Raw genomic sequence first — 21,547 nt, forward strand, 5'->3', positions numbered from 1 at the left:
TTGAGTAGCGTTCGCTCCTTTTGAAAAGCCAGAGCGAATACCAGTCAAAAGTGGCTTGAGGGCTTTTCCGATACCATAGAATCTCCCGCAGGATTGGCGCGCGCCCATCACACCGGGGCCATTCAGTGTTGATGACGGGAATAGAAAAAACGCAGGATGACTGGGTGTTGAGGATTTTGTATGACTTGCTCGTGAAGGGTGACTGACGATGCACGTCAATCATCTGAGTCCGCCAAGCCTGCGATTGGGGTTTTTCAGGGCAGGCGATACATCCGCAAAAGATGTATCGCCCGAACCGACAGAGTGAGAAGTTGGCTTCAACCGCCCAGGTAGGCGTCCCGCACCTTCGGGTCGACCAGCAGTTCTTCACCGGTGCCCTGCATCACCACGCGACCGTTTTCCAGCACATAGGCACGGTCGGCGATTTTCAGGGCCTGGTTAGCGTTCTGTTCAACCAGAAACACTGTCACACCATCACGTCGCAGTTGTTCGACGATCTCGAAAATCTGCTGAATGATGATCGGTGCGAGGCCCAGTGACGGCTCGTCCAGAAGCAACAGCTTGGGCTTGCTCATCAGCGCACGGCCGATGGCAAGCATCTGTTGTTCACCACCAGACATGGTGCCGCCGCGTTGCGTGAAGCGTTCCTTGAGGCGCGGGAACAGATGCAGGACCTTGTCCATTTGCTCCTGATAGTCGTCCTTCTCGGTGAAGAAACCGCCCATTGCCAGGTTTTCTTCGACGGTCAGGCGGGCAAACACACGGCGGCCTTCCGGCACCACCGCAATGCTCTTGCGCATGATCACCGATGACTCCTGGCCGACCAGTTCTTCGCCCAGATAACGAATGCTGCCGCTGTGCGCTCGGGGTGAGCCGCACAGCGTCATCAGCAGCGTCGACTTGCCAGCGCCGTTGGCACCGATCAGCGTCACGATCTCGCCCTGGCGAACCTCGACGTTGATGCTGTGCAGTGCCTGGATCTTGCCGTAGAAGGTGGAAACGTTTTCAAACTGCAGCATTTACGCTTCCCCCAGGTAGGCTTTGATCACTTCAGGATTATCGCGGATCTGTTCCGGCGTGCCGTCAGCCAGAGGCGTGCCCTGGTTGATGACGACGATGTGGTCGGAAATGCTCATGACCAGCTTCATGTCGTGCTCGATCAGTAGAACCGTCGCGTTGTGCTCGTTGCGCAATACGCCGATCAGCGCTTTCAGGTCTTCGGTTTCCTTGGGGTTCAGCCCCGCTGCCGGTTCGTCGAGCATCAGGATGCGCGGACGCGTCATCATGCAGCGGGCGATTTCCAGGCGACGTTGCTGACCATAGGCCAGCGTCCCGGCGGTGCGGTTGGCAAATTCCTTGAGGTTCACGGCTTCCAGCCAATGCTCGGCGTAATCCATGGCTTCGCGTTCGCTGCGGCGGAAGGCTGGCGTCTTGAACAGTCCCGACAGGAAGTTGGTGTTCAAATGCCGATGCTGAGCCACCAGAAGGTTTTCGACAGCGGTCATTTCCTTGAACAGACGTACGTTCTGGAAGGTACGGACGACGCCCTTGCGAGCAATTTGATGCCCGGCCAGGCCTTGAATGGGCTCACCGTCCAGCAGGATGGTGCCTGAGGTCGGCTTGTAGAAACCGGTCAGGCAATTGAAGACGGTGGTTTTGCCTGCGCCGTTGGGGCCGATCATTGATACGACCTGCTTTTCATGCACGGTCAGGCCAACACCGTTGACCGCCAACAGGCCGCCGAAGCGCATGCACAAGCCTGAGGCTTGCAGTATTGGGCGGCTCATTGACCCACCTCTGCTTTCAATTTCATGACCGGTCGCTGCATTGGCAGGAAGCCTTGTGGGCGCCAGATCATCATCAGCACCATCATGGCGCCGAACATCAACATCCGGTAATCACTGAATTCACGCATCAGTTCAGGCAGCAGAATCATCACGATGGCCGCAAGAATCACACCCAATTGCGAGCCCATGCCACCCAGCACGACGATCGCGAGGATGATGGCTGACTCAATGAACGTGAAGGACTCCGGGGTTACCAGGCCTTGGCGTGCGGCAAAGAAGCTGCCCGCAAAACCGGCGAATGCAGCGCCCAGTGTGAACGCCGACAATTTGATCACGGTCGGATTCAGGCCCAGTGCACGGCAGGCGATTTCGTCTTCACGCAGTGCTTCCCACGCACGGCCGATCGGCATGCGCAGCAGACGATTGATCACGAACAGCGCCGCCAGTGCCAGCAGCAAGGCGATCAGGTACAGGAAGATGACTTTGTTGATCGAGTTGTAGGTCAGGCCAAAAAACTCGTGGAACGTCTGCATGCCTTCAGCGGCCTTGCGTTCGAACGTCAGGCCGAAGAAGGTCGGCTTGTCGATGTTGCTGATGCCGTTCGGGCCTCCGGTGAGTTCGGTCAGGTTGCGCAGGAATATACGGATGATCTCGCCAAACCCGAGCGTCACGATGGCCAGGTAATCGCCGCGCAGGCGCAGCACCGGGAACCCCAGCAAGAACCCGAACAGCGCGGCCATCAGGCCAGCAATCGGCAGGCAGATCCAGAAGCCGAGACCGTAGTAGTGCGACAGCAGGGCGTAACTGTAGGCGCCGACGGCGTAGAAACCGACGTAACCCAGGTCAAGCAGCCCGGCAAGGCCGACCACGATGTTCAGGCCCAGGCCGAGCATCACGTAGATCAGGATCAAGGTTGCGATATCCACCGCGCCGCGTGACCCGAAGAACGGCCAGATGAATGCCAGTACGATCAGTGCCGCCAGGCCCCAGCGCTGGGTTGAAGGCAGGGTCAGAAAGTCGCTGGTCTTTTTCGAGATCAACGGCTTGTCGGAACCACGGCGCAGGCCGCTGATCTGTTCGGCGAACAACACACGCAGAAACAGCAGCACCGAACAGATCGCGATGATCATCAGCGTCATCGGCGGGGCATTCTGTACCTGGAGCGTAACACCGGAGAAGGCCAGTTTCAGGCCCAGCACAGGGTAGGCAACGGCCCACACCAGTGCGGCGCTGAACAGCGCCTGTTTGAAGGACTTGCTCATACTTTCTCAACCTCCGGACGACCCAGAATACCGGTCGGGCGGAACAGCAGCACCAGAACCAGAAGGCCGAAGGCCACGACGTCCTTGTACTGATCACCGAAAATGTCAGCGCCGAATGCTTCAGCGACGCCCAGTACCAGGCCACCGAGTACTGCGCCAGGAATCGATCCGATACCGCCCAGTACTGCAGCGGTGAAGGCTTTCAGGCCTACGAGGAAGCCTGCACTCGGGTTGATCACGCCGTATTGCATGCTCAGCAACATGGCAGCGACTGCAGCCAGTGCAGCACCCACGACGAACGTCAGGGCAATGATGGTGTTGGTGTTGATGCCCAGCAGATTGGCCATTTTCATGTCCTCGGCACAGGCGCGACAGGCGCGGCCCATTCGTGACCGGGAAATGAACAGCGTCAAGCCAGTCATCGCCAGCAGCGTGACGACGAACACCACGATTTGCATGTAGGAAATCAGCACTTCCTCTGCACCGCCAGGGCCGAACGACAAGCTGCCGGGGAGCAGATTGGGGATGGCAAAGTTGCCAGAACCCTGGGAAAGCTGGACCGAGTTCTGTAGAAAGATCGACATGCCGATCGCAGAAATCAGTGGAATCAGACGGTTGCTGTTACGCAACGGACGGTAGGCGACACGCTCTATGCTGTAACCATAGGCGCTGGTCACGATGATGGTTGCGGCAAAACCCGCGATCATCAACAGCGGCAGGCTGTGGATACCCAGCATCGCCAGGCCGGCAAGCGCCATGAAAGCAACGTACGAACCGATCATGTACACCTCGCCGTGGGCGAAGTTGATCATTCCGATGATGCCGTACACCATCGTGTAACCGATGGCGATCAATGCATACGTACTGCCAATGGTCAGGCCATTGACCAGTTGCTGCATGTAGTGGAATAACTCGGGCATTTACCGCGCTCCTAAAAACCTGATCTGCATTTCTCTGACCGGCATCGGGTACGCATTCTGTCGATGCGTTGCCTGTGGTGCTGTCAGTGAACCGCTGGTGACGGTTTTAAGATTTTCAGGGGGCCTCGTTTCCGGCGCTCTTTGTGGGAGCTTGGCAAACGGACCAACATTCGTAAAACAAAGCCCACTGCGGATGCAGTGGGCTTCGGTTGTCATTGCAAGCAGTTTACTTGGTAGCGGCTTCGGTTTTTGGTTTGCCGAAGTGCCACTCGTAGACCACGAACTGGAAGTTCTTCAGGTCGCCTTTCTCGTCGTAGCTCAGCTCGCCCATTGGCGTCTTGAAGGTGCCGGCATGGATGGCAGCTGCCACTTTGGCGGTGTCTTCAGACTTGGCGGCAGCGATGCCGTCAGCAACAACCTGAACTGCGGAGTAGGCCGGGTACACGAACGGGCCGCTTGGGTCCTGATTCTTGTCCTTGAATGCCTTGGTCAGCGCCTGGTTGGACGGGTCCTGGTCGAATGACTTCGGCAGGGTGACCAGCAGGCCTTCGGAAGCATCGCCAGCAATTTGCGAGATGGACTCGTTGCCAACGCCTTCAGGGCCCATGAACTTGGCGTTCAAGCCTTTTTCCTTGGACTGACGCAGGATCTGACCCAGTTCAGGGTGGTAGCCGCCGTAGTACACGAAGTCGACGTTGGCTTGCTTGAGCTTGGCGATCAGTGACGAGAAGTCCTTGTCGCCAGCGTTGATGCCTTCGAACACAGCTACTTTGACGCCTTTTTCTTCAAGCGTCTTTTTCACAGCGGTAGCAATGCCTTCGCCGTACTGCTGCTTGTCGTGAACGACTGCAACGATTTTCGGCTTGACGACATCGGCGATGTAGTTCCCGGCGGCAGGCCCTTGAGCGCTGTCCAGACCGATGGTGCGGAACACCAGTTTGTAACCACGAGCGGTGATTTCAGGGCTGGTAGCAGCCGGAGTCACCATGATGATGCCTTCGTCTTCATAGACGTCGGACGCTGGCTGAGCAGAGCTGGAGCACAGGTGGCCGATGATGTATTTCACGCCGTCATTGACGGCTTTGTTGGCGACTGCAACAGCCTGTTTTGGATCGCAGGCATCATCGTATTCAACCGCTTCAAGCTTCTTGCCATCCACGCCACCCTTGGCGTTGATCTGCTCGATGGCCATTTTGGCGCCGTTGAACTGCATGGTGCCGTATTCGGCAACCGGGCCTGTCTTGGGGCCAGCGATACCGATCTTGATGGTGTCAGCTGCGAACGAATGGCTGGCAACCCCCGCCATAACCAATGCGGCAAACAGCTTGGAAAGCTTCTTGGTACCCTTAGTCATGATGCTCCACTCTTGCGTTGTAGTTTTTATAATCCTGCTGGCCAAGGCTGCAGAACCGGCTTCGACACCGGCCTTTCCCCGCTCCACCAACTGTACCGGAACAGTTTAGAGTGCCGGTGAATCGCTTGGAAAGCGTGGTGCAGGGGAGTAGGCCGATGCGTGTCGCTTAATCGAAAGAAAGTTACAGAATCCAACCACTTGATCACCTGCATGATCGTCCAGATCCTGGCTGTTAGCTGTCCTTTCCTGCGATCAATCATTTGCTTCTGGGTTTGTCTGCGGAAAAGGCGGCGCTATCATTGCGCCGATTTTCTTTCTGGTGAAACCCATGACGCAAGAACCTAGCACCCTCTATGCCAAACTGCTTGGCGAAACCGCATCAATTACCTGGAAAGAATTGCAACCATTCTTTGCCAAGGGTGCCCTGTTGTGGGTCGAGCTGCCGCTGGATTTGATCGCGGTTGCCGAGGCAGTGGCCGAAAATGACGCATCCAAAGTGTCCGCATGGCTGACTTCAGGTGAGGTCAGCAAGCTCTCTGAAACCAAGGCGATTGAGCTTCTGGAGACCGATCCTTTGCTCTGGGCAGTGGTAGTGGCACCTTGGGTTTTGATTCAAAACAGAGCGTAGCGCTGAGTCGCGCTCTTTTTCGGTGCGAAATGGCGTGCCGGGTTGGGTGAGAAGGTAACTGCGCAAGCGTTGACGTAGCAAAAAACCACAGCGCCAGCGCAGCCCATGTGATGCGCGGCGTTCGATTATTGAGCAACTGCCAGCGGCGACTCTCTTAATCGGTCCAGCGCGAGCGCTGGGTGCGTGACGAATTGCGCACGGGGGCCACATGCTCGCCGCCGGGCAGGTCAGGAAACAGATCCAGAGATCTCGGTACGTCGGGCACTGGCTGCTTGACTTCGAGCATCATCGAGGCGGGCCAGAGGCTGACCGGTTCACGCTCGTTCATCTGCCTGATCAGAGGCAGTATGCGCTCCAGAGGCTGCGGCTTGCTGAACAGATAGCCCTGTACGTAATCGCAGCCATACTGGCTGAGAAATTCAAGCTGCGCGGGTGTTTCGACGCCCTCTGTGACTACCTTGAGTCGCAAAGTGTGCGCCATGACGATAATGGCCTGGACGATTTCCATGTCCTGCGGCGATTTGGGGATGTCGATGATGAATGACCGGTCAATCTTCAACGTATCCAGCGGCAGACGCTTGAGATAAGCCAGTGACGAATAGCCGGTGCCGAAGTCGTCGATCGACAGTGACACGCCCAGGCTGCGGATATGCTTGAGCATCAGGATGGTGTTGCTGATGTTGCCCATCAGAGCGTTTTCGGTCACTTCCAACTCCAGGCGGCCCGGCGCGACATTGGCGTCCGCCAGCGCTTGCTCCACCTCGTCGGCGAGTTCGTCCCTGCTCAGATTGAGTGCAGAGCAGTTCACGCTGATGATCAGCTCTTCCAGGCCGTCCATGCGCAGCGCTCCGAGGTCGTGGCACGCGCGGCGCAGCACCCAGTTGTCCAGTTCGGCAATCAGCCCGTTGGCTTCGGCGATGCTGATGAAGCGGTCCGGTACCAGCAGGCCATGCTGCGGATGGTTCCAGCGCACCAGCGCCTCGAGCTTGGCGACGTGCCCGGTGCGCAGGTCGACAATCGGCTGGTAATAGACCTGCAGACCAATTTCTTCACGTAGCGCATTCCGCAGTTCTTCCTCAAGGTGCAGCTCAAGGCTGGCCCTGGTCTTGAGTGCGGGGCTAAAGAAGTTGACCCGGTTACGACCGTTGCCCTTGGACTGATAAAGCGCAAGGTCCGCATGTTTCAGCAGTTCGTCGCACGTTGAACCATCGCGAGGGAATACGGCGATACCGATACTGGTGGTCATCACCATGCGCCGTCCTGCGAGCGCGATGGTTTCCTTCATCTTCAGCATGACCCGGTGGGCCAGGTGGCGTGCCTCCTCGTAGTTGGGGATGCTCAACAGAATGCAGAACTCGTCGCCCCCGAAGCGTGCCACCACGTCCTGCACACGTGTGGCGCTGCGAATGCGCTCGGCAATGACCTTGAGAAGCTCATCACCTGCGTCATGGCCCAGGCTGTCGTTGATGCGCTTGAAGTGATCGATGTCGAGAAACATCACTGCCAGCATGCCGTTGCTCACGGTATGTTCCAGCAGCCTCTCTGCAAATATCTGGTTGAAGCCGCGACGGTTGATGAGGTTGGTCAGTGGGTCGTAATGCGCTACCTGTTGCAGCGATACGCGCGCCTGATCCAGCTGGCTAAGCAGGGCGTTGACGCGTTGCAGGTCGTGTTCCTTGCTTTGCAGTTTCTTGTCTGCCATCGCAGCGCTGATGCTGCCTGCGATAATCAGCAGGGTGATGATCGCAATGGTCAGCCCCAACTGCTGACTGTTTTCGGTACTCGGGATGTGCAACTCCGCGCCTGCGGGCATCACCAGTTGCAACGCGCGCATGCCCATCAGATGCATGGTCAGCAGACCTGCACCCAGCAGCAGGCTGACGCCGTAACGATACATCTGATGAAACATGCCGCTGCTCTGGCGCAAATGCCGGGACAGGGTGAGCAATGCGATACTGTCCAAAATGGCGACGACAATGGACAGTCCGAACATGCGCGGCTCGTAAAACTGCCTGGCATCCGAGTGCATGGCAGCCATGCCCAGGTAGTGCATCGCGCTGATACCAATACCCATGACCACGGCACTGATCAGGCAGCGTTTGACCGTCAGCGTCGGAAGAGTCAGCGCTTTCATGGCGACCAGTGCGGTGACCAGCACGATCAGCAGCGAGGCCAGGGTAATGCCCAGGTCGTAGGTGATAGTCAGCGGTGCCTGGAAAGCCAGCATGCTGATGAAATGCATGGCCCAGACGCCCCCCGCCAGGCATAACGCCCCCAGCGCTTTCCAGACCCGGCGGCTTCGCGTGGCATCGACCTGAATGACGCGGTCAGCAATATCCAGCGTGGCGAAACATGCAGCGCAAGCTACCCCAAATGCCAGCGCTACCAGAAACAGATTGTGACTACAGTTGATCAACAATTGCCCATCCGCCGGGACACCGGCGAACATCTTCAAACCCAGCCACTCCATAGCAAGCCCTATCGATCGACTACCAGGGCGCCAAGGCAAAAGGCCTGGCGATTCGGGGTGAGTATAGAAGCTGTTGCCAAGATGCCAGTACGAAGTCTGATCAATCTGACAAAGCGTCAATAACGAATGCTTATAAAAAAAACCATGAGCCCTGATCAGCTTTACGAATGTTTACAGACAGTTGGTCCAAGGGCTTCTAGATTGATGCGATTACAAAAAAAGGGATGGACGCCTCGATGAGCAAGCCCCTGCTGGATAATTCCACTCAGGCCGCCAATGCCTGGCGTGTTCTGTTCCTGTTGTTTCTGGCCAATTTGTTCAATTTTTTTGATCGCACGATCCCGGCCATTATCGTTGAGCCCATTCGCAAGGAATGGCACCTGAGTGATTTCCAGTTAGGCATGCTGGGAACTGCCTTCACGCTGGTGTATGCCATCGCCGGTCTGCCATTGGGCCGTATGGCTGACACGGGCTCGCGCAAAAAGCTGATGGGCTGGGGGCTGGCTGTGTGGAGCGGCCTCACGGCGGTCAATGGTATGGCGAACAGTTTCTGGACGTTCTTGTTGGTGCGTATGGGCATTGGGATCGGTGAGGCGAGTTACGCGCCAGCCGCCAACTCGCTGATCGGTGATCTGTTCCCGGCACACCGGCGTTCGCGGGCCATGGGCATCTTCATGCTCGGGCTGCCTCTGGGCCTGTTGCTGGCTTTCTTTACCATTGGTGCGATGGTCAAGGCGTTCGACAGTTGGCGCGCGCCATTCTTTATCGCGGCGGTACCGGGCCTGTTGCTGGCCGTTTTCATTTTCTTCATCAAAGAGCCTAAGCGGGGCGCGGCGGAAAGCGTGCGCGTGTCCGAGGCCAGGATCGAGAAACCGATCCGACGGGTGCTGTCGATCCCCACGTTTCGCTGGCTGGTGCTGGGCGGTCTGACGTTCAACTTCGCAACCTACGCTTGCAACTCGTTCATGGTGCCGATGCTGCAACGCTACTTTCTTTTGCCGTTACAGGAAGCGGCGGTCGCGACCGGCGTGATTGTCGGCGTGACCGGGCTGTTCGGGCTGACACTGGGTGGCTGGATTGCGGACAAGCTGCATCAGCGTTCCTCCAGCGGTCGCTTGCTGTTTGCAACGTTCAGCATGTTGGTCGCTGCCGTAGCGACGGGCTATGCGCTGCATGCCGGACGGATCGAGATTGGTCTGTTTGTGGGCGTGTTCAGCCTTGGATGGCTGTTTGCGTATAACTTTTACACCTGCGTATACACCGCGATCCAGGACGTGGTTGAACCCCGTTTGCGCGCAACGGCGATGGCGTTGTTCTTTGCGGGGCTGTACTTGCTGGGCGGAGGGCTGGGGCCGGTGGTGGTTGGTCTGTTGTCCGATCATTTTGCCCACGCAGCCATGGCGGTCGCGGGTGTCGAACAGATGAATGAGAGCTTCAAGGCCATCGGCCTGCACGACGCGATGTACCTGATACCGGCGGCGTTGTTCATGACGCTGGTGTTTCTGTTCCAGGCGTCGCGCTGTTTCAGCCGCGACGCCGAGCGCATGAAGGCCCAAATGGTGGCAGAAGAGCCCGCGCTCGCGGTGGTGGAGGGTAAGCCTGCTTGAGCGTGCCGGCTCCTTTATATCCACAAACGGAACGCCGTCCGGTTGACTCCCACAGGGCCTGAGCACTGTGGGGGCAATGAGCGACGTTGCTCGCGAAGGGTTGCGTCAGCAGGCGGACTCCGTCAGGCGCCCCTGACTACAGGCTGAAATCAGCCTGCCACCAGTACCCTGATCGCTTCCAGACGCAGCGCAGCCTTGTCCAGCATGGCCAGACCCTGTTCACGCTGGGTGCGCAGGGCGACCAGCTCGCTGTCACGAACGGTCGGGTTGACCGCTTGCAAGGCGGTCAGACGCGCCAGCTCTTCTTCGGTGTCGGCTGCAAGGCGACGTTGTGCCTCTGCGACACGCTCAGCGTGCTTTGGCGTGATCTTTTCTTCGCCCGCGTTGATTCGAGGGGTCAACAGATCGCGCTGGGCCTGGATGAACTTGTTGGCGCTGGCACGAGGCACGCTTTCCAGCTGATCATTGAGTGTGTTGAAAGACACACGGCTCGACAGGTCGTTGCCGTTGGCATCCAGCAGGCAGCGCAACGCAGCCGGCGGCAGATAGCGGCCCAACTGCAGTGAGCGAGGAGCGACCACTTCGCTGACGTAGATCAGCTCAAGCAACACGGTACCTGGCTTGAGTGCCTTGTTCTTGATCAGCGCCACAGCGGTGTTACCCATGGAGCCGGACAGCACCAGATCCATGCCGCCTTGAACCATCGGGTGCTCCCAGGTGATGAATTGCATGTCTTCGCGAGACAGCGCCTGATTGCGGTCGTAGGTGATGGTCACGCCTTCGTCGTCGCCCAATGGGAAACTGGCGTCGAGCATTTTTTCGCTGGGCTTGAGGATCAGGGCGTTTTCGGAGTGATCTTCGCTGTCGATGCCAAACGCGTCGAACAGGGTTTCCATATAAATCGGCAGGCTGAACTGATCATCCTGTTCAAGAATCGCCTCGACCAGCGCTTCACCTTCGCCCGCACCACCGGAGTTGAGCTCCAGCAGACGGTCGCGGCCGGTATGCAGCTCGCCTTCAAGACGCTCACGCTCGGCGCGTGCGTCATCGATCAGGCTTTGCCATTCGTCGTCGTCACCGCTTTCCAGCAGCGGCAGCAGGCGTGGGCCGAACTGATGCTGCAAGGCGTTGCCGGTGGGGCAGGTATTGAGGAACGCGTTAAGCGCCTCGTGGTACCACTGGAACAGCCGCGCCTGCGGGCTGGTTTCCAGAAAGGGCACGTGCAACTCGATGGTGTGCTTCTGGCCGATACGGTCCAGACGACCGATGCGCTGTTCCAGCAGGTCGGGGTGCGACGGCAGGTCGAACAGCACCAGGTGGTGCGAGAACTGGAAGTTGCGGCCTTCACTGCCGATTTCCGAACAGATCAGTACTTGGGCGCCAAACTCTTCGTCCGCGAAGTAAGCGGCGGCGCGGTCACGCTCGAGAATGTTCATGCCTTCGTGGAAGACCGTGGCCGGAATACCGGAGCGAACGCGCAGCGCGTCTTCCAGATCCATGGCAGTTTCAGCGTGGGCGCAGATGACCAGCACCTTGACGCGCTTGAGCATTTTCAGGGTGTCGATCAGCCAGTCGACACGCGGGTCGAAGCGCCACCAGCGTTCCTCTTCGCTGACTTCCGACAACGACTGGAAGCTGACTTCCGGGTACAGATCAGCGTGCTCGCCAATCGGCAACTCAAGGTATTCGGCAGGGCAGGGCAGCGGATACTGATGCAGTTTGCGCTCCGGGAAACCGCGCACGGCAGCGCGCGTGTTGCGGAACAGCACGCGGCCAGTGCCGTGGCGGTCCAACAGTTCGCGAATCAGGCGTGCCTTGGCTTCGTCGTCGCCCGCATTGACTGCGGCCAACAATGCATCGCCTTCTGCACCGAGAAAACCGTGGATGGTTTTCTGGGCATCCGCGGATAGTTTGCCCTCGTCCAGCAGTTCCTGAACGGCCTGGGCAACCGGGCGATAGTTGTCGCTTTCGGCGCGGAAGGCCTTCAGGTCGTGGAAACGGTTCGGGTCCAGCAGGCGCAGACGTGCGAAGTGGCTGTCCTGGCCGAGCTGTTCCGGCGTAGCCGTCAGCAGGAGCACGCCAGGGATGACCTCGGCCAGTTGCTCGACCAACGAGTACTCGGCGCTGGCTTTTTCTTCGTGCCAGACCAGGTGATGCGCTTCATCGACCACCATCAGGTCCCAACCCGCCGCGAACAGGGCGTCCTGCGCCTTTTCGTCGCTGACCAGCCATTCCAGCGCGACCAGCGCCAGTTGCGTGTCTTCGAACGGGTTGCCAGCATCGCTTTCCATGAAGCGCTCGGCATCGAACAGGGCGACCTGAAGGTTGAAGCGACGGCGCATTTCCACCAGCCATTGATGCTGGAGGTTTTCGGGAACCAGAATCAGCACGCGGTTGGCGCGACCCGACAGCAACTGGCGGTGAATCACCAGACCGGCTTCGATGGTTTTACCCAGGCCCACTTCGTCAGCCAGCAGAACACGTGGTGCGATACGGTCCGCTACTTCGCGAGCAATGTGCAGCTGGTGCGCGATAGGCTGCGCACGTACGCCGCCCAGGCCCCAGAGCGAGGACTGCAGCTGGCGGCTGGTGTGTTCGAGGGTGTTGTAGCGCAACGAGAACCATGACAGCTGGTCGATCTGGCCAGCAAACAGACGATCGGTCGCCAGACGGAACTGAATGAAGTTCGACAACTGGGTTTCTGGGAGCGTGACCGCTTCGTTCTGTGCGTTCAGGCCGTGATATACCAGCAGACCGTCGACGTCATCGACCTCGCGCACGGTCATCTTCCAGCTTTCGAAGTGAGTGATCACGTCGCCCGGAGAAAAACGCACGCGGGTGAGCGGTGCATTACGCAGTGCGTACTGGCGCGTGTCGCCAGTGGCCGGATAGAGCACGGTCAACAAGCGGCCATCCTGTGCCAGAACGGTGCCCAAACCCAGCTCGGCTTCGCTGTCGCTAATCCAGCGTTGCCCCGGTTGATACTGCTGCGCCATGCTGCCTGTCTCCGCCTTGAAAAAGCCGACTATGTTAACGGAACGCGCCTTGAAGACCAAAGGTCGAGTTGAAAAACACCTCCCAACGGCCTCGTGAAATCAAAATTCACGCTAAATGGCACTAAATCCATTAAATATAGTCAAAAAAAACCGGTTAAATTATTACAACCTATTACAGGTCGGTTCAAGTTGACGAGTCTGCGGCCGAAGGCCTGATAAGAGGAGAGAAACCATGCTGCAACCGATGCTTCCATTAAGTGTGGTACCCGTGACCTCGCAGTTGGACCCAGCCAAGCGCATGCCGGAAATTCCGCCCGTTGCGCCTGTGCAGCAGAGCTCCAGTGAGACGTCCATTGATCTGCGCAACGAAGACACCGAGCGCAGCGCCCTGTTGCTGCGCGAAGAACAGCAGCGTCAGCAGCAACAGCAACAACAACAGGCCCGCACTTTTGAAGAGAGCGAGGAATATCAGGGGTTGATCATCCCCGGCGATTCGCTGAATGCCGACAACACGGTGCCGGTTGTGCCGTTGATCGATGACGAGCCGCGTCAGGGGCTTTGGGTCGATATCCAGATATGACACGCAGCACCCCTTCAGAGGAGCCGCGGTCCTTGAGTGCCTGTTCCGGTTACGTTCCTTCTGCCTTGTGATCCCTGCTGGCCTTCGCCGACGCTATTCAGCATTATTGGCGCTGATTCCGAGTGTTCGAGAGCTGCAAGACATGAGCGACGATGACAAATTGATCGACCTTGGCGCCGAGCGCGCCAAGCGGGTCCATGACCTGAACGACAAACGACTCAACGAAGTGCGCAACGCCTTCGAACAGGCCATGCCATTGAGCACCGCTAAAAAGCCCAAGAAAAAGCCGAAAAAACGCTGATCTGGCGTCCCGATTGACCCGATCCTGTGATGTCCGCCGTGTTTTGGCGAGGATTACTGATCTGGGTCAAGTTTTCTGCATGCCATTGCGGTTAGCCTGAGTCCATTGAACACAATGGAAGACGTTCCGATGTTCAACTTCGTCTCCGGCTCAAACCCTATGACGAAAAAAGGCAGGCGCATTATCGACTGCCTGCCTTCTGCCAATGAGCACGCAAGGCACTTGGGGTGACTTCGGTCGCCTTTTTTTGTTCAGTTCAGTATTCGATTCAAGTCTTTGCGCCTGCGTTGGCCAGGTCATAGGTCTTGGCTTCTGTCGCTGTTTTCACGTCACGGTGGTAGGGAGGCGTCCAGCTGGTCGTCGGCGATTTCTGGATAAAGCTGACGTTGCTGCCGATGTCTTTGAAATGCGCATCGCCATAGTCATCCAGCACGCCGCTGTTGCTGGGCTTGTTGGCTACATCAACGCCTTTTTCGAAATAGTTGGCCTGCGACAGGATGGTCGCATCGCCTGTTGCGGTGAAGCCAAGGTGGAAGTTGTCGATCAGGTTGTTGTAGACATCGAAATTGCCATGACGCATCAGCCCTGGCGCCCTGGCGCCCTGACGTCAAGGTTGTTGAATGAATTGTTGGCAATGGTCATCCTCGGGAACCCTTTGTAAGCAGCCTTGGCGGCGGCAGAATCGTCCGGTTGGCCGAGGATCACGCCATATTCGTTGTTCTGGAATTTCGAGTTGGTCAGGCTGACATTGTCGGCGGTGCCCCCGACGTAGAGCAGCTTATCCAGCCCTTTTGGATTCTGGTCCTTGGTGCCGGTGAAGGTACTGTGGTCTATCCAGTAGCGCTGGCCGCTGCTGATGAACATCTGCATGTCACCGTTTGCCCGGTTGCGGCTGTCATGGGTGAAGTTCAGGTTCTGAAAGATGTCGTTGCTTGCGGTCTTGTCGCTGGCCAGATAAATATTGTGCAAGCCATTGCCCGACTCGGTCCCGACCAGGGTTTTGTTGGCCCCGAATTTCATCGTCACCTTGCTGTCGGCAGACAGATCAGCGCCCGGGCGAATCGTCCGGGCCTTGTCACCCTCCAGACTTTTCTGAAGCTCATCCACAGTGTGCACGGTGACCACTTCGCCGCCGTTGCCGCCGGTGGTGTTTGCTGATTTGGCGAAGCCGACCATGTCAGTCATGTCCGCGCCCGGGCTTGTGCCGGGACCGCTTGTGGGTTTCGCGACTTTGGGCTGCGTCGCCGGTGGGGTTACTGGTTCTTTGACTGCTGATGTATGGAGTGCGGTCGTTGGTTCGGACGTCGGAGGCTGTTTGGCTACCTTGTCAGGTGCGGCGTCAGATGTGTTTCTTTGCACCGTCACAGGCTTGTTTGAAGCAGGTTCGCTCTGCACCACAAACGGTTTTTCCGCTTGTGGCTTTGCGGTGGCAGACGTTGATGAATGCGAAGTTGTCGTCGGTCTGGACGCTGACGGAGGGGACGACGAGTTTTCTACCGGGTTTTGGTTCGAGGGCGGGTTTGCAGTGCCTTGTTGACTACCTTTCAGCAAGGCAAAAAACTCCTGCAGAATGGTACGAATCGCCTGGACCAGTTTGTTCAGGATCATCATGCCGTCGTCGCCCTGAGGGCTGGCCGCTGACGTGTTCGTATCAGGATGCTGCACGCCAGCACGCAAATGGCCCAACTGCTGTGGCGAGCTGAAGTCGATTGCGTTGCTTTGATGATTCGCCTTGATCGTGCTGGGCTGATGAGCCGCAGATGCCGAATCATTGCTCGGCAGGGACGCTCCAGACATGGGAGTAGTTTCTGTTGATCGTATTCATGGTGATTTCCCCGCCTGCGGGAATGGACTTGTCGTGATCCGGGACAGAATGCTGCTTGTCTCTTGAGTGGCAGGCGTGAGGGAACAGTTCCAGAACGCGCATGTTCATGGTGAAAAGCGCGGCCCGTAAGGCAGACGAGGCGTAGTTACGAGGGTTGACGAAACTGCGCACGGCATTTTCGTCACTTGTACCCTGGCGACGGGAAGGTCGCCAGGCAGAGCCGGTCCTGAACATACGCGTCAGGGATGCGCATGCCGATGTGTATCAGGTGCCGAAAGTGATTTCGGGCAACACGGTCAGGTCGACGGTCTGTTGTTTGCGAGGAGCGAGAATCTCCGCTTCGCCGTCCACTACCAATTCATCATTTTGATTGAACACGCGGGTCGCTATACGCACGCGGAACTTGGGCAGCTTTTCGAGAATTTCCAGCCGTACGGTCAGGGTATCGCCCAGTTTCACAGGCTTCTGGAACGTCATTTGCTGACCAATATAAATGGTGCCCGGCCCAGGCAGCTCGCAGGCGACCGCAGCGCTGATCAATGCGCCGCTGAACATCCCGTGTGCGATACGCTCCTTGAACATGGTTCTGGCGGCATATTCAGCGTCCAGGTGGACCGGGTTGTGGTCTCCGGACATGGCTGCAAACAGCTGAATATCACGCTCGTGTACCGTTTTGCTGTAGCTGGCGGTCTGACCGACTTCAAGGGCTTCGTACGGCGTGTTGGTGACTTGGGTCATGTGGCGGTCCTGACAATAAAAGAAGTGAAACGGGGCGAATCATTCAGCCCGGCGTGGTCGCGGCTGGTCGAGAGCGTGTTGCAGCCAGTCGAGCAGGTCGCGGATAACCTCATCGCGGTTGATCTCGTTCAACAGTTCGTGCCGCGCCTGCGGGTAGACATTAAGTTGTAACACTTGATGACCAGATTCAGCCAACGCATCGGCAAGATCTTTCAGACGCTTGCCAGCGCTCACCGGATCACATTCGCCGCCAATAATAAGCAACGGAAGGCTGGAATCGATCTGCGACAGGTTCGACCGCTTGCTGATTTTTTGCAGCCCCCCGAGCAGATCCAGCCAGAACTGGTTGGTGCAGCGAAAGCCGCACAAAGGATCACGAATGTAGTTGTCCACTTCCTGTGGATCGCGGCTGAGCCAGTCAAAGGCGGTGCGCGTGGGTTTGAATGCCTTGTTGAACGAGCCGAACGACAGCCAGTCGATCAGTGCGCTGCGACCTTCACGGCCCTGGCGCAGCCGCTCGAAACGGGCGATCAGGCTGGCACTGCGATAAAGCGCCACTGGCTGGAAGTTCGAGCCGCTGAGAACCGCGCCTTGCAAGCTGGCGCCGTGGTGCATCAGGTATGCCTGAGCGATGTAGCTGCCCATGCTGTGTCCGAACAAAAACAGCGCCGCGTCCGGATGACGCATGGCAATGGACTGGCCAAGCACAGCCAGGTCATCAACGACCTTGTTCCAGCCGTCCTGCCGGGCAAAATGGCCGAGCCTGCCCTGGGCTGCGGTCTTGCCGTGCCCGCGCTGGTCGTGTGCATACACGGCGATACCTGCCGCGCTCAACGCCTCGCCGAGCCTTGCGTAGCGGCCGCTGTGCTCGGCCATGCCATGAGCCACCATGACCACGGCGCGCGGAGCAACGTCCGGTAGCCAGGCATTCACATACAAACGGCAGTGGTCGTGAGTGTCTAGCCAGAAGGCTTCGTGGTTCATGGCGATGTCCCGATCTGAAGCGGTTGCCCGGAGAGTATTTCCATCAGTGTATAGCGCAGCGCTGATTGCAGCCTGAAGGGCGGCGAGATTCACAGCACTGATGACGCTGTGCCGATTATTTGCCTTCCTCGCTTTAACTGCTACCGTCGGGCAAGACCCGACCTTTGAGCAGCGGGCCAGGCATATGCAGGGAAGAGGATAAAAACAATGCAAGCTGAATTCTGGAATGACAAACGCCCTGCCGGGGTCACCTCCGAGGTAGACCTGCACATTTACGGCTCGGTCATCGAGGTGTTCGAGCGCTGCTGCAAGAAATTTGCGGACCGGCCTGCCTTCAGCAATCTGGGCGTGACACTGACTTATGCCGAGCTGGAGCGCCATTCGGCTGCGTTTGCCGGTTACCTTCAGCAACACACTAGTCTGATGCCGGGTGATCGCATTGCAGTGCAGATGCCCAACCTGTTGCAGTACCCGATCGCTGTGTTCGGCGCGATGCGTGCCGGTTTGATAGTGGTCAACACCAATCCGTTGTACACCGCCCGTGAAATGCGTCACCAGTTCAAGGATTCCGGGGTCAAGGCTCTGGTCTACCTGAACATGTTCGGCAAGCTGGTACAGGAGGTGCTGCCAGATACGGAGATCGAGCACCTGATCGAAGTGAAGATGGGCGACATGCAATCGGCGGCCAAAGGCTGGCTGATCAACACCGTGGTCGACAAGGTCAAGAAGATGGTACCCGCCTACCATCTGCCACAAGCGATCCGCTTCAAGCAGATATTGCGTCACGTCGGTCGGCCGACTCCCGTGTCGCAACGGCTGGACGATGTAGCGGTGCTGCAATATACCGGCGGCACGACGGGGCTGGCGAAAGGCGCAATGCTGACCCACGGCAATCTCGTCGCCAACATGCTGCAAGTCTACGCTTGCATGCGTCAGGAGCGCGCTGGAGGCGGTCTGTGTTTTGAAGAGGGCAAGGAGGTGATGATCGCGCCTCTGCCGCTTTATCATATCTATGCATTCACAGCGAACTGCATGTGCATGTTGATCAGCGGTAACCACAATATTCTGATCACCAACCCGCGCGACATAAGCGGTTTTATCAAGGAACTGGGGAAGTGGAAGTTCACTGCCATGATCGGGCTCAACACCCTGTTCGTGGCGCTCATGAACCACCCGGAGTTCAAGAATCTTGACTTCTCTGCGCTCAAAAGCACCAATTCGGGTGGCACTGCACTGGTCAAGGCCACTGCCGAGCGCTGGGCGCAGATCACCGGTTGCACAATCGTCGAGGGCTACGGCCTTACCGAAACCTCACCGGTCGCCAGCGCCAACCCGTATGGCAACCTGGCGCGGTTGGGTACAGTCGGTATCCCGGTGCCGGGTACTGGCATGAAGGTCATTAATGATGACGGCGTCGAGCAGCCTTTCGGCGAGCGTGGCGAGTTGTGCATCAAAGGGCCGCAAGTGATGAAAGGCTACTGGAACCGCCCTGACGCCACGGCCGAAGCACTGGACGCAGAGGGCTGGTTCAAGACAGGTGACATTGCAGTGATCGGCGCCGACGGCTTCGTCAGCATTGTGGATCGCAAGAAAGACCTGATCATCGTTTCCGGCTTCAATGTCTATCCCAACGAGATCGAAGACGTCGTGATGTCCCACCCGAAAGTGGCCAGCTGCGCCTGTATCGGCGTGCCGGACGAGCGTTCTGGCGAGGCGGTGAAGCTGTTTGTCGTCGCCCGGGAGCCGGGGGTTACGGTCGAGGAACTCAAGGCGTTCTGCAAAGAGAACTTTACCGCCTACAAGGTTCCTCGACACATTGTGCTGCGTGAGTCGCTGCCCATGACGCCAGTCGGCAAGATTCTTCGCAGGGAGCTAAGGGACATCGCCTGATCGTAGGAAATGTCCTGTTTGATATCTGTTTGGCGACTTGCAGGCCCCTGCAAGTCGCGCCGGTCAGTGGGGGAAAGTGCCAGGCGACTTCGATAAGCCTTCTGTCCCGGTGCTTTCAGCGAGTCCGGGCGTCGACGTTCTATGAAGTCGTTCGTGACCGGATCATGCCTGCTGGTCATTTAAGTGACCGGATAGCCCATCTTTGCCCCTAGTCGGCCATTGGCAAAGCTGCTAATCTCGGCCCGCTTTTTGACCAGTCATGAAGCGAAAAAGCGTCTACTGCATAATTCCAAAACACAAGAAAATCATCGCCTACAGCGATGTGAAGAATTCGCTATCGCTATGGAGCCGGCTGAATGATTGAAAACTTCTGGAAGGATAAATACCCGTCCGGTATTCCAACGGATATCAATCCTGATGAGTATCCCAACGTCCAGGCGGTCCTGAAACAGTCCTGCCAGCGTTTCGCCGACAAACCTGCCTTTTCCAATTTGGGCAAGACCCTCACTTACGGTGAGCTGTATGAGCTGTCCGGCGCGTTTGCCGCCTGGATCCAGCAGCACACCGATCTGCAACCGGGCGACCGCATCGCCGTGCAGTTGCCTAACGTGTTGCAGTACCCGGTCGCTGTGTTCGGAGCCATCCGTGCCGGCTTGATCGTGGTCAACACCAACCCGCTGTACACCGCGCGGGAAATGGAACACCAATTCAATGACTCCGGCGCCAAGGCGCTGGTGTGCCTGGCGAACATGGCGCATCTGGCCGAGAAGGTCGTGCCCAAGACCCAGGTCAAGCATGTCATCGTCACAGAAGTGGGCGACATGCTGCCGCCACTCAAGCGGCTGCTGATCAACAGTGTTATCAAGTACGTGAAAAAGATGGTCCCGGCCTATCACTTGCCGAAGGCGACCCGATTCAACGACGTGATCAGCAAAGGCCGCGGCCAGGCTGTTGCCGACGTGTCGCCCCACAGCGGCGATGTGGCGGTGCTTCAGTACACCGGCGGTACCACCGGCGTGGCCAAGGGCGCGATGCTGACGCACCGCAATCTGATTGCCAACATGCTGCAATGCAAGGCGCTGATGGCATCCAACCTCAATGAAGGTTGTGAAATTCTCATCACGCCTTTGCCGCTTTATCACATCTATGCGTTCACCTTTCACTGCATGGCCATGATGCTGATCGGCAACCATAACGTTCTGATCAGCAACCCGCGTGATCTGCCGGCAATGGTCAAGGAACTGTCGAAGTGGAAGTTCAACGGTTTCGTTGGCCTCAACACGCTGTTCGTTGCGCTGTGCAATAATGAAAGCTTCCGCAATCTTGATTTCTCTGCCCTCAAGGTCACGCTGTCAGGCGGCATGGCGTTGCAGCAAACGGCTGCCGAACGCTGGAAACAGGTCACCGGTTGTGAGATCTGCGAAGGTTACGGCATGACCGAAACCAGCCCTGTGGCGACGGTCAACCCGGCCCAGAAAATCCAGATGGGCACCATCGGTATTCCTGTGCCCTCGACCTTGTGCAAAGTCATCGACGATGCTGGCAACGAACTGGCATTCGGCGAAGTCGGCGAGTTGTGCATCAAGGGGCCGCAGGTCATGAAAGGCTACTGGCAGCGCCAGGATGCCACCGACGAGATACTCGATGCCGATGGCTGGCTGAAGACTGGTGACATTGCGATCATTCAGCCCGACGGCTATATGCGTATCGTCGATCGCAAGAAAGACATGATTCTGATCTCAGGTTTCAATGTATACCCCAACGAACTCGAAGACGTCCTGGCGACCCTGCCGGGCGTGCTGCAGTGCGCTGCCATCGGCATACCAGACGAAAAGTCGGGCGAAGCAATCAAGGTTTTCGTGGTGGCCAAACCCGGCGTCACGTTGACCAAGGATCAAGTCATGGACCACATGCGCGCCAACCTGACAGGCTACAAGGTCCCGCGCAGCGTCGAGTTCCGCGAGACCTTGCCGACCACCAACGTCGGCAAGATCCTGCGCCGTGAATTGCGTGACGAAGAGCTGAAAAAACTGGGTGTGAAGAAGTGATCCGGTACATCTTCTAGAACTCTGGCGCCAGTCAGCTTCACGAGCATACGGGACGCCGCCCGGCTCACTTCCCCTTCAAGGTGCGGGAGTCAGCCGGGCGGCGTTCTGTTTTCTGACGAAGGGTTCACTGAGCTCAATCGATCTTCGGCTTCTCAAA

At 57.7% G+C, this 21,547-nt stretch carries 16 protein-coding genes and 1 pseudogene; 6 read left to right on the forward strand and 11 right to left on the reverse strand.

Annotated features, from left to right (window positions below; translation table 11 throughout):
- Positions 1 to 317 precede the first annotated feature (317 nt).
- From KDX37_RS19945 to KDX37_RS19965, 5 genes are all read right to left on the reverse strand, one after another.
- On the reverse strand, positions 318 to 1,019 hold the full coding sequence (locus KDX37_RS19945; RefSeq protein WP_231654427.1) for an ABC transporter ATP-binding protein: 702 nt from the start codon (positions 1,017 to 1,019) through the stop codon (positions 318 to 320).
- Positions 1,020 to 1,787, reverse strand: coding sequence for a high-affinity branched-chain amino acid ABC transporter ATP-binding protein LivG (livG, locus tag KDX37_RS19950; RefSeq protein ID WP_231654428.1), 768 nt, complete (start codon positions 1,785 to 1,787; stop codon positions 1,020 to 1,022). It lies immediately after the preceding gene.
- Positions 1,784 to 3,049 (reverse strand): high-affinity branched-chain amino acid ABC transporter permease LivM, encoded by a 1,266-nt coding sequence (locus KDX37_RS19955; protein WP_231654429.1) that lies wholly within the window; start codon positions 3,047 to 3,049, stop codon positions 1,784 to 1,786. The genes livG and KDX37_RS19955 overlap by 4 nt, the downstream gene beginning before the upstream one ends.
- Positions 3,046 to 3,969: a high-affinity branched-chain amino acid ABC transporter permease LivH gene (gene livH / locus KDX37_RS19960; protein WP_231654430.1), complete on the reverse strand. Its 924-nt coding sequence runs from the start codon at positions 3,967 to 3,969 to the stop codon at positions 3,046 to 3,048. The genes KDX37_RS19955 and livH overlap by 4 nt, the downstream gene beginning before the upstream one ends.
- 226 nt (positions 3,970 to 4,195) lie before the next feature.
- Positions 4,196 to 5,323, reverse strand: coding sequence for a branched-chain amino acid ABC transporter substrate-binding protein (locus KDX37_RS19965; protein WP_231654431.1), 1,128 nt, complete (start codon positions 5,321 to 5,323; stop codon positions 4,196 to 4,198).
- Positions 5,324 to 5,651: 328 nt separating this feature from the next.
- Here KDX37_RS19965 and KDX37_RS19970 point away from each other — a divergent pair, with 328 nt between their 5' ends.
- Complete coding sequence (locus KDX37_RS19970) at positions 5,652 to 5,951, forward strand: DUF2288 domain-containing protein (RefSeq protein WP_231654432.1); 300 nt, start codon at positions 5,652 to 5,654, stop codon at positions 5,949 to 5,951.
- Positions 5,952 to 6,105: 154 nt separating this feature from the next.
- On the opposite strand, the gene KDX37_RS19975 is transcribed toward KDX37_RS19970, so the two are convergent.
- The gene (locus KDX37_RS19975; RefSeq protein ID WP_231654433.1) at positions 6,106 to 8,421 is read right to left on the reverse strand and encodes a putative bifunctional diguanylate cyclase/phosphodiesterase; all 2,316 of its coding nucleotides are present in this window, start codon (positions 8,419 to 8,421) and stop codon (positions 6,106 to 6,108) included.
- A gap of 236 nt (positions 8,422 to 8,657) precedes the next feature.
- Between KDX37_RS19975 and KDX37_RS19980 the strand changes: the two genes are divergently transcribed.
- Positions 8,658 to 10,028, forward strand: coding sequence for a spinster family MFS transporter (locus tag KDX37_RS19980; RefSeq protein ID WP_231654434.1), 1,371 nt, complete (start codon positions 8,658 to 8,660; stop codon positions 10,026 to 10,028).
- Between the two features lie 149 nt (positions 10,029 to 10,177).
- Here the strand turns inward: KDX37_RS19980 and rapA are convergent, their stop codons facing one another.
- Positions 10,178 to 13,024, reverse strand: a complete 2,847-nt coding sequence (gene rapA, locus KDX37_RS19985; RefSeq protein WP_231654435.1) for an RNA polymerase-associated protein RapA — start codon at positions 13,022 to 13,024, stop codon at positions 10,178 to 10,180.
- A gap of 232 nt (positions 13,025 to 13,256) precedes the next feature.
- Between rapA and KDX37_RS19990 the strand changes: the two genes are divergently transcribed.
- Both KDX37_RS19990 and KDX37_RS19995 read left to right on the forward strand, forming a co-directional pair.
- Positions 13,257 to 13,604 (forward strand): aspartate-semialdehyde dehydrogenase, encoded by a 348-nt coding sequence (locus KDX37_RS19990; protein WP_231654436.1) that lies wholly within the window; start codon positions 13,257 to 13,259, stop codon positions 13,602 to 13,604.
- Between the two features lie 142 nt (positions 13,605 to 13,746).
- Entirely contained in the window at positions 13,747 to 13,905 is a 159-nt protein-coding gene (locus KDX37_RS19995) for a hypothetical protein (RefSeq protein WP_231654437.1), read from the forward strand.
- Between the two features lie 268 nt (positions 13,906 to 14,173).
- Here the strand turns inward: KDX37_RS19995 and KDX37_RS20000 are convergent.
- From KDX37_RS20000 to KDX37_RS20010, 4 genes and pseudogenes are all read right to left on the reverse strand, one after another.
- Positions 14,174 to 15,570, reverse strand: a pseudogene (locus KDX37_RS20000) (pectate lyase family protein); the annotation flags it as partial.
- A gap of 103 nt (positions 15,571 to 15,673) precedes the next feature.
- Positions 15,674 to 15,901, reverse strand: coding sequence for a hypothetical protein (locus KDX37_RS29820; protein WP_406642919.1), 228 nt, complete (start codon positions 15,899 to 15,901; stop codon positions 15,674 to 15,676).
- A 93-nt stretch (positions 15,902 to 15,994) separates the two neighbouring features.
- The gene (locus KDX37_RS20005; protein WP_231654438.1) at positions 15,995 to 16,468 is read right to left on the reverse strand and encodes a MaoC family dehydratase; all 474 of its coding nucleotides are present in this window, start codon (positions 16,466 to 16,468) and stop codon (positions 15,995 to 15,997) included.
- A 39-nt stretch (positions 16,469 to 16,507) separates the two neighbouring features.
- Positions 16,508 to 17,452, reverse strand: coding sequence for an alpha/beta hydrolase (locus KDX37_RS20010; RefSeq protein WP_231654439.1), 945 nt, complete (start codon positions 17,450 to 17,452; stop codon positions 16,508 to 16,510).
- A gap of 207 nt (positions 17,453 to 17,659) precedes the next feature.
- Between KDX37_RS20010 and fadD2 the strand changes: the two genes are divergently transcribed.
- Together fadD2 and fadD1 are read left to right on the forward strand one after the other, a co-directional pair.
- Positions 17,660 to 19,342 (forward strand): long-chain-fatty-acid--CoA ligase FadD2, encoded by a 1,683-nt coding sequence (fadD2, locus tag KDX37_RS20015; protein ID WP_231654440.1) that lies wholly within the window; start codon positions 17,660 to 17,662, stop codon positions 19,340 to 19,342.
- A 356-nt stretch (positions 19,343 to 19,698) separates the two neighbouring features.
- The gene (gene fadD1, locus KDX37_RS20020) at positions 19,699 to 21,390 is read left to right on the forward strand and encodes a long-chain-fatty-acid--CoA ligase FadD1 (protein WP_231654441.1); all 1,692 of its coding nucleotides are present in this window, start codon (positions 19,699 to 19,701) and stop codon (positions 21,388 to 21,390) included.
- Positions 21,391 to 21,547 lie beyond the last annotated feature (157 nt).

The organism is Pseudomonas californiensis (assembly GCF_021147775.1).
Classification (GTDB): Bacteria; Pseudomonadota; Gammaproteobacteria; order Pseudomonadales; family Pseudomonadaceae; genus Aquipseudomonas; species Aquipseudomonas californiensis.

What these genes read in the sequence shown, in the direction of transcription:
- KDX37_RS19945 (WP_231654427.1), bottom strand. Translation starts at nt 1,019, where the DNA reads ATGCTGCAGTTTGAAAACGTTTCCACCTTCTACGGCAAGATCCAGGCA.
- livG (WP_231654428.1), bottom strand. Translation starts at nt 1,787, where the DNA reads ATGAGCCGCCCAATACTGCAAGCCTCAGGCTTGTGCATGCGCTTCGGC.
- KDX37_RS19955 (WP_231654429.1), bottom strand. Translation starts at nt 3,049, where the DNA reads ATGAGCAAGTCCTTCAAACAGGCGCTGTTCAGCGCCGCACTGGTGTGG.
- livH (WP_231654430.1), bottom strand. Translation starts at nt 3,969, where the DNA reads ATGCCCGAGTTATTCCACTACATGCAGCAACTGGTCAATGGCCTGACC.
- KDX37_RS19965 (WP_231654431.1), bottom strand. Translation starts at nt 5,323, where the DNA reads ATGACTAAGGGTACCAAGAAGCTTTCCAAGCTGTTTGCCGCATTGGTT.
- KDX37_RS19970 (WP_231654432.1), top strand. Translation starts at nt 5,652, where the DNA reads ATGACGCAAGAACCTAGCACCCTCTATGCCAAACTGCTTGGCGAAACC.
- KDX37_RS19975 (WP_231654433.1), bottom strand. Translation starts at nt 8,421, where the DNA reads ATGGAGTGGCTGGGTTTGAAGATGTTCGCCGGTGTCCCGGCGGATGGG.
- KDX37_RS19980 (WP_231654434.1), top strand. Translation starts at nt 8,658, where the DNA reads ATGAGCAAGCCCCTGCTGGATAATTCCACTCAGGCCGCCAATGCCTGG.
- rapA (WP_231654435.1), bottom strand. Translation starts at nt 13,024, where the DNA reads ATGGCGCAGCAGTATCAACCGGGGCAACGCTGGATTAGCGACAGCGAA.
- KDX37_RS19990 (WP_231654436.1), top strand. Translation starts at nt 13,257, where the DNA reads ATGCTGCAACCGATGCTTCCATTAAGTGTGGTACCCGTGACCTCGCAG.
- KDX37_RS19995 (WP_231654437.1), top strand. Translation starts at nt 13,747, where the DNA reads ATGAGCGACGATGACAAATTGATCGACCTTGGCGCCGAGCGCGCCAAG.
- KDX37_RS20005 (WP_231654438.1), bottom strand. Translation starts at nt 16,468, where the DNA reads ATGACCCAAGTCACCAACACGCCGTACGAAGCCCTTGAAGTCGGTCAG.
- KDX37_RS20010 (WP_231654439.1), bottom strand. Translation starts at nt 17,452, where the DNA reads ATGAACCACGAAGCCTTCTGGCTAGACACTCACGACCACTGCCGTTTG.
- fadD2 (WP_231654440.1), top strand. Translation starts at nt 17,660, where the DNA reads ATGCAAGCTGAATTCTGGAATGACAAACGCCCTGCCGGGGTCACCTCC.
- fadD1 (WP_231654441.1), top strand. Translation starts at nt 19,699, where the DNA reads ATGATTGAAAACTTCTGGAAGGATAAATACCCGTCCGGTATTCCAACG.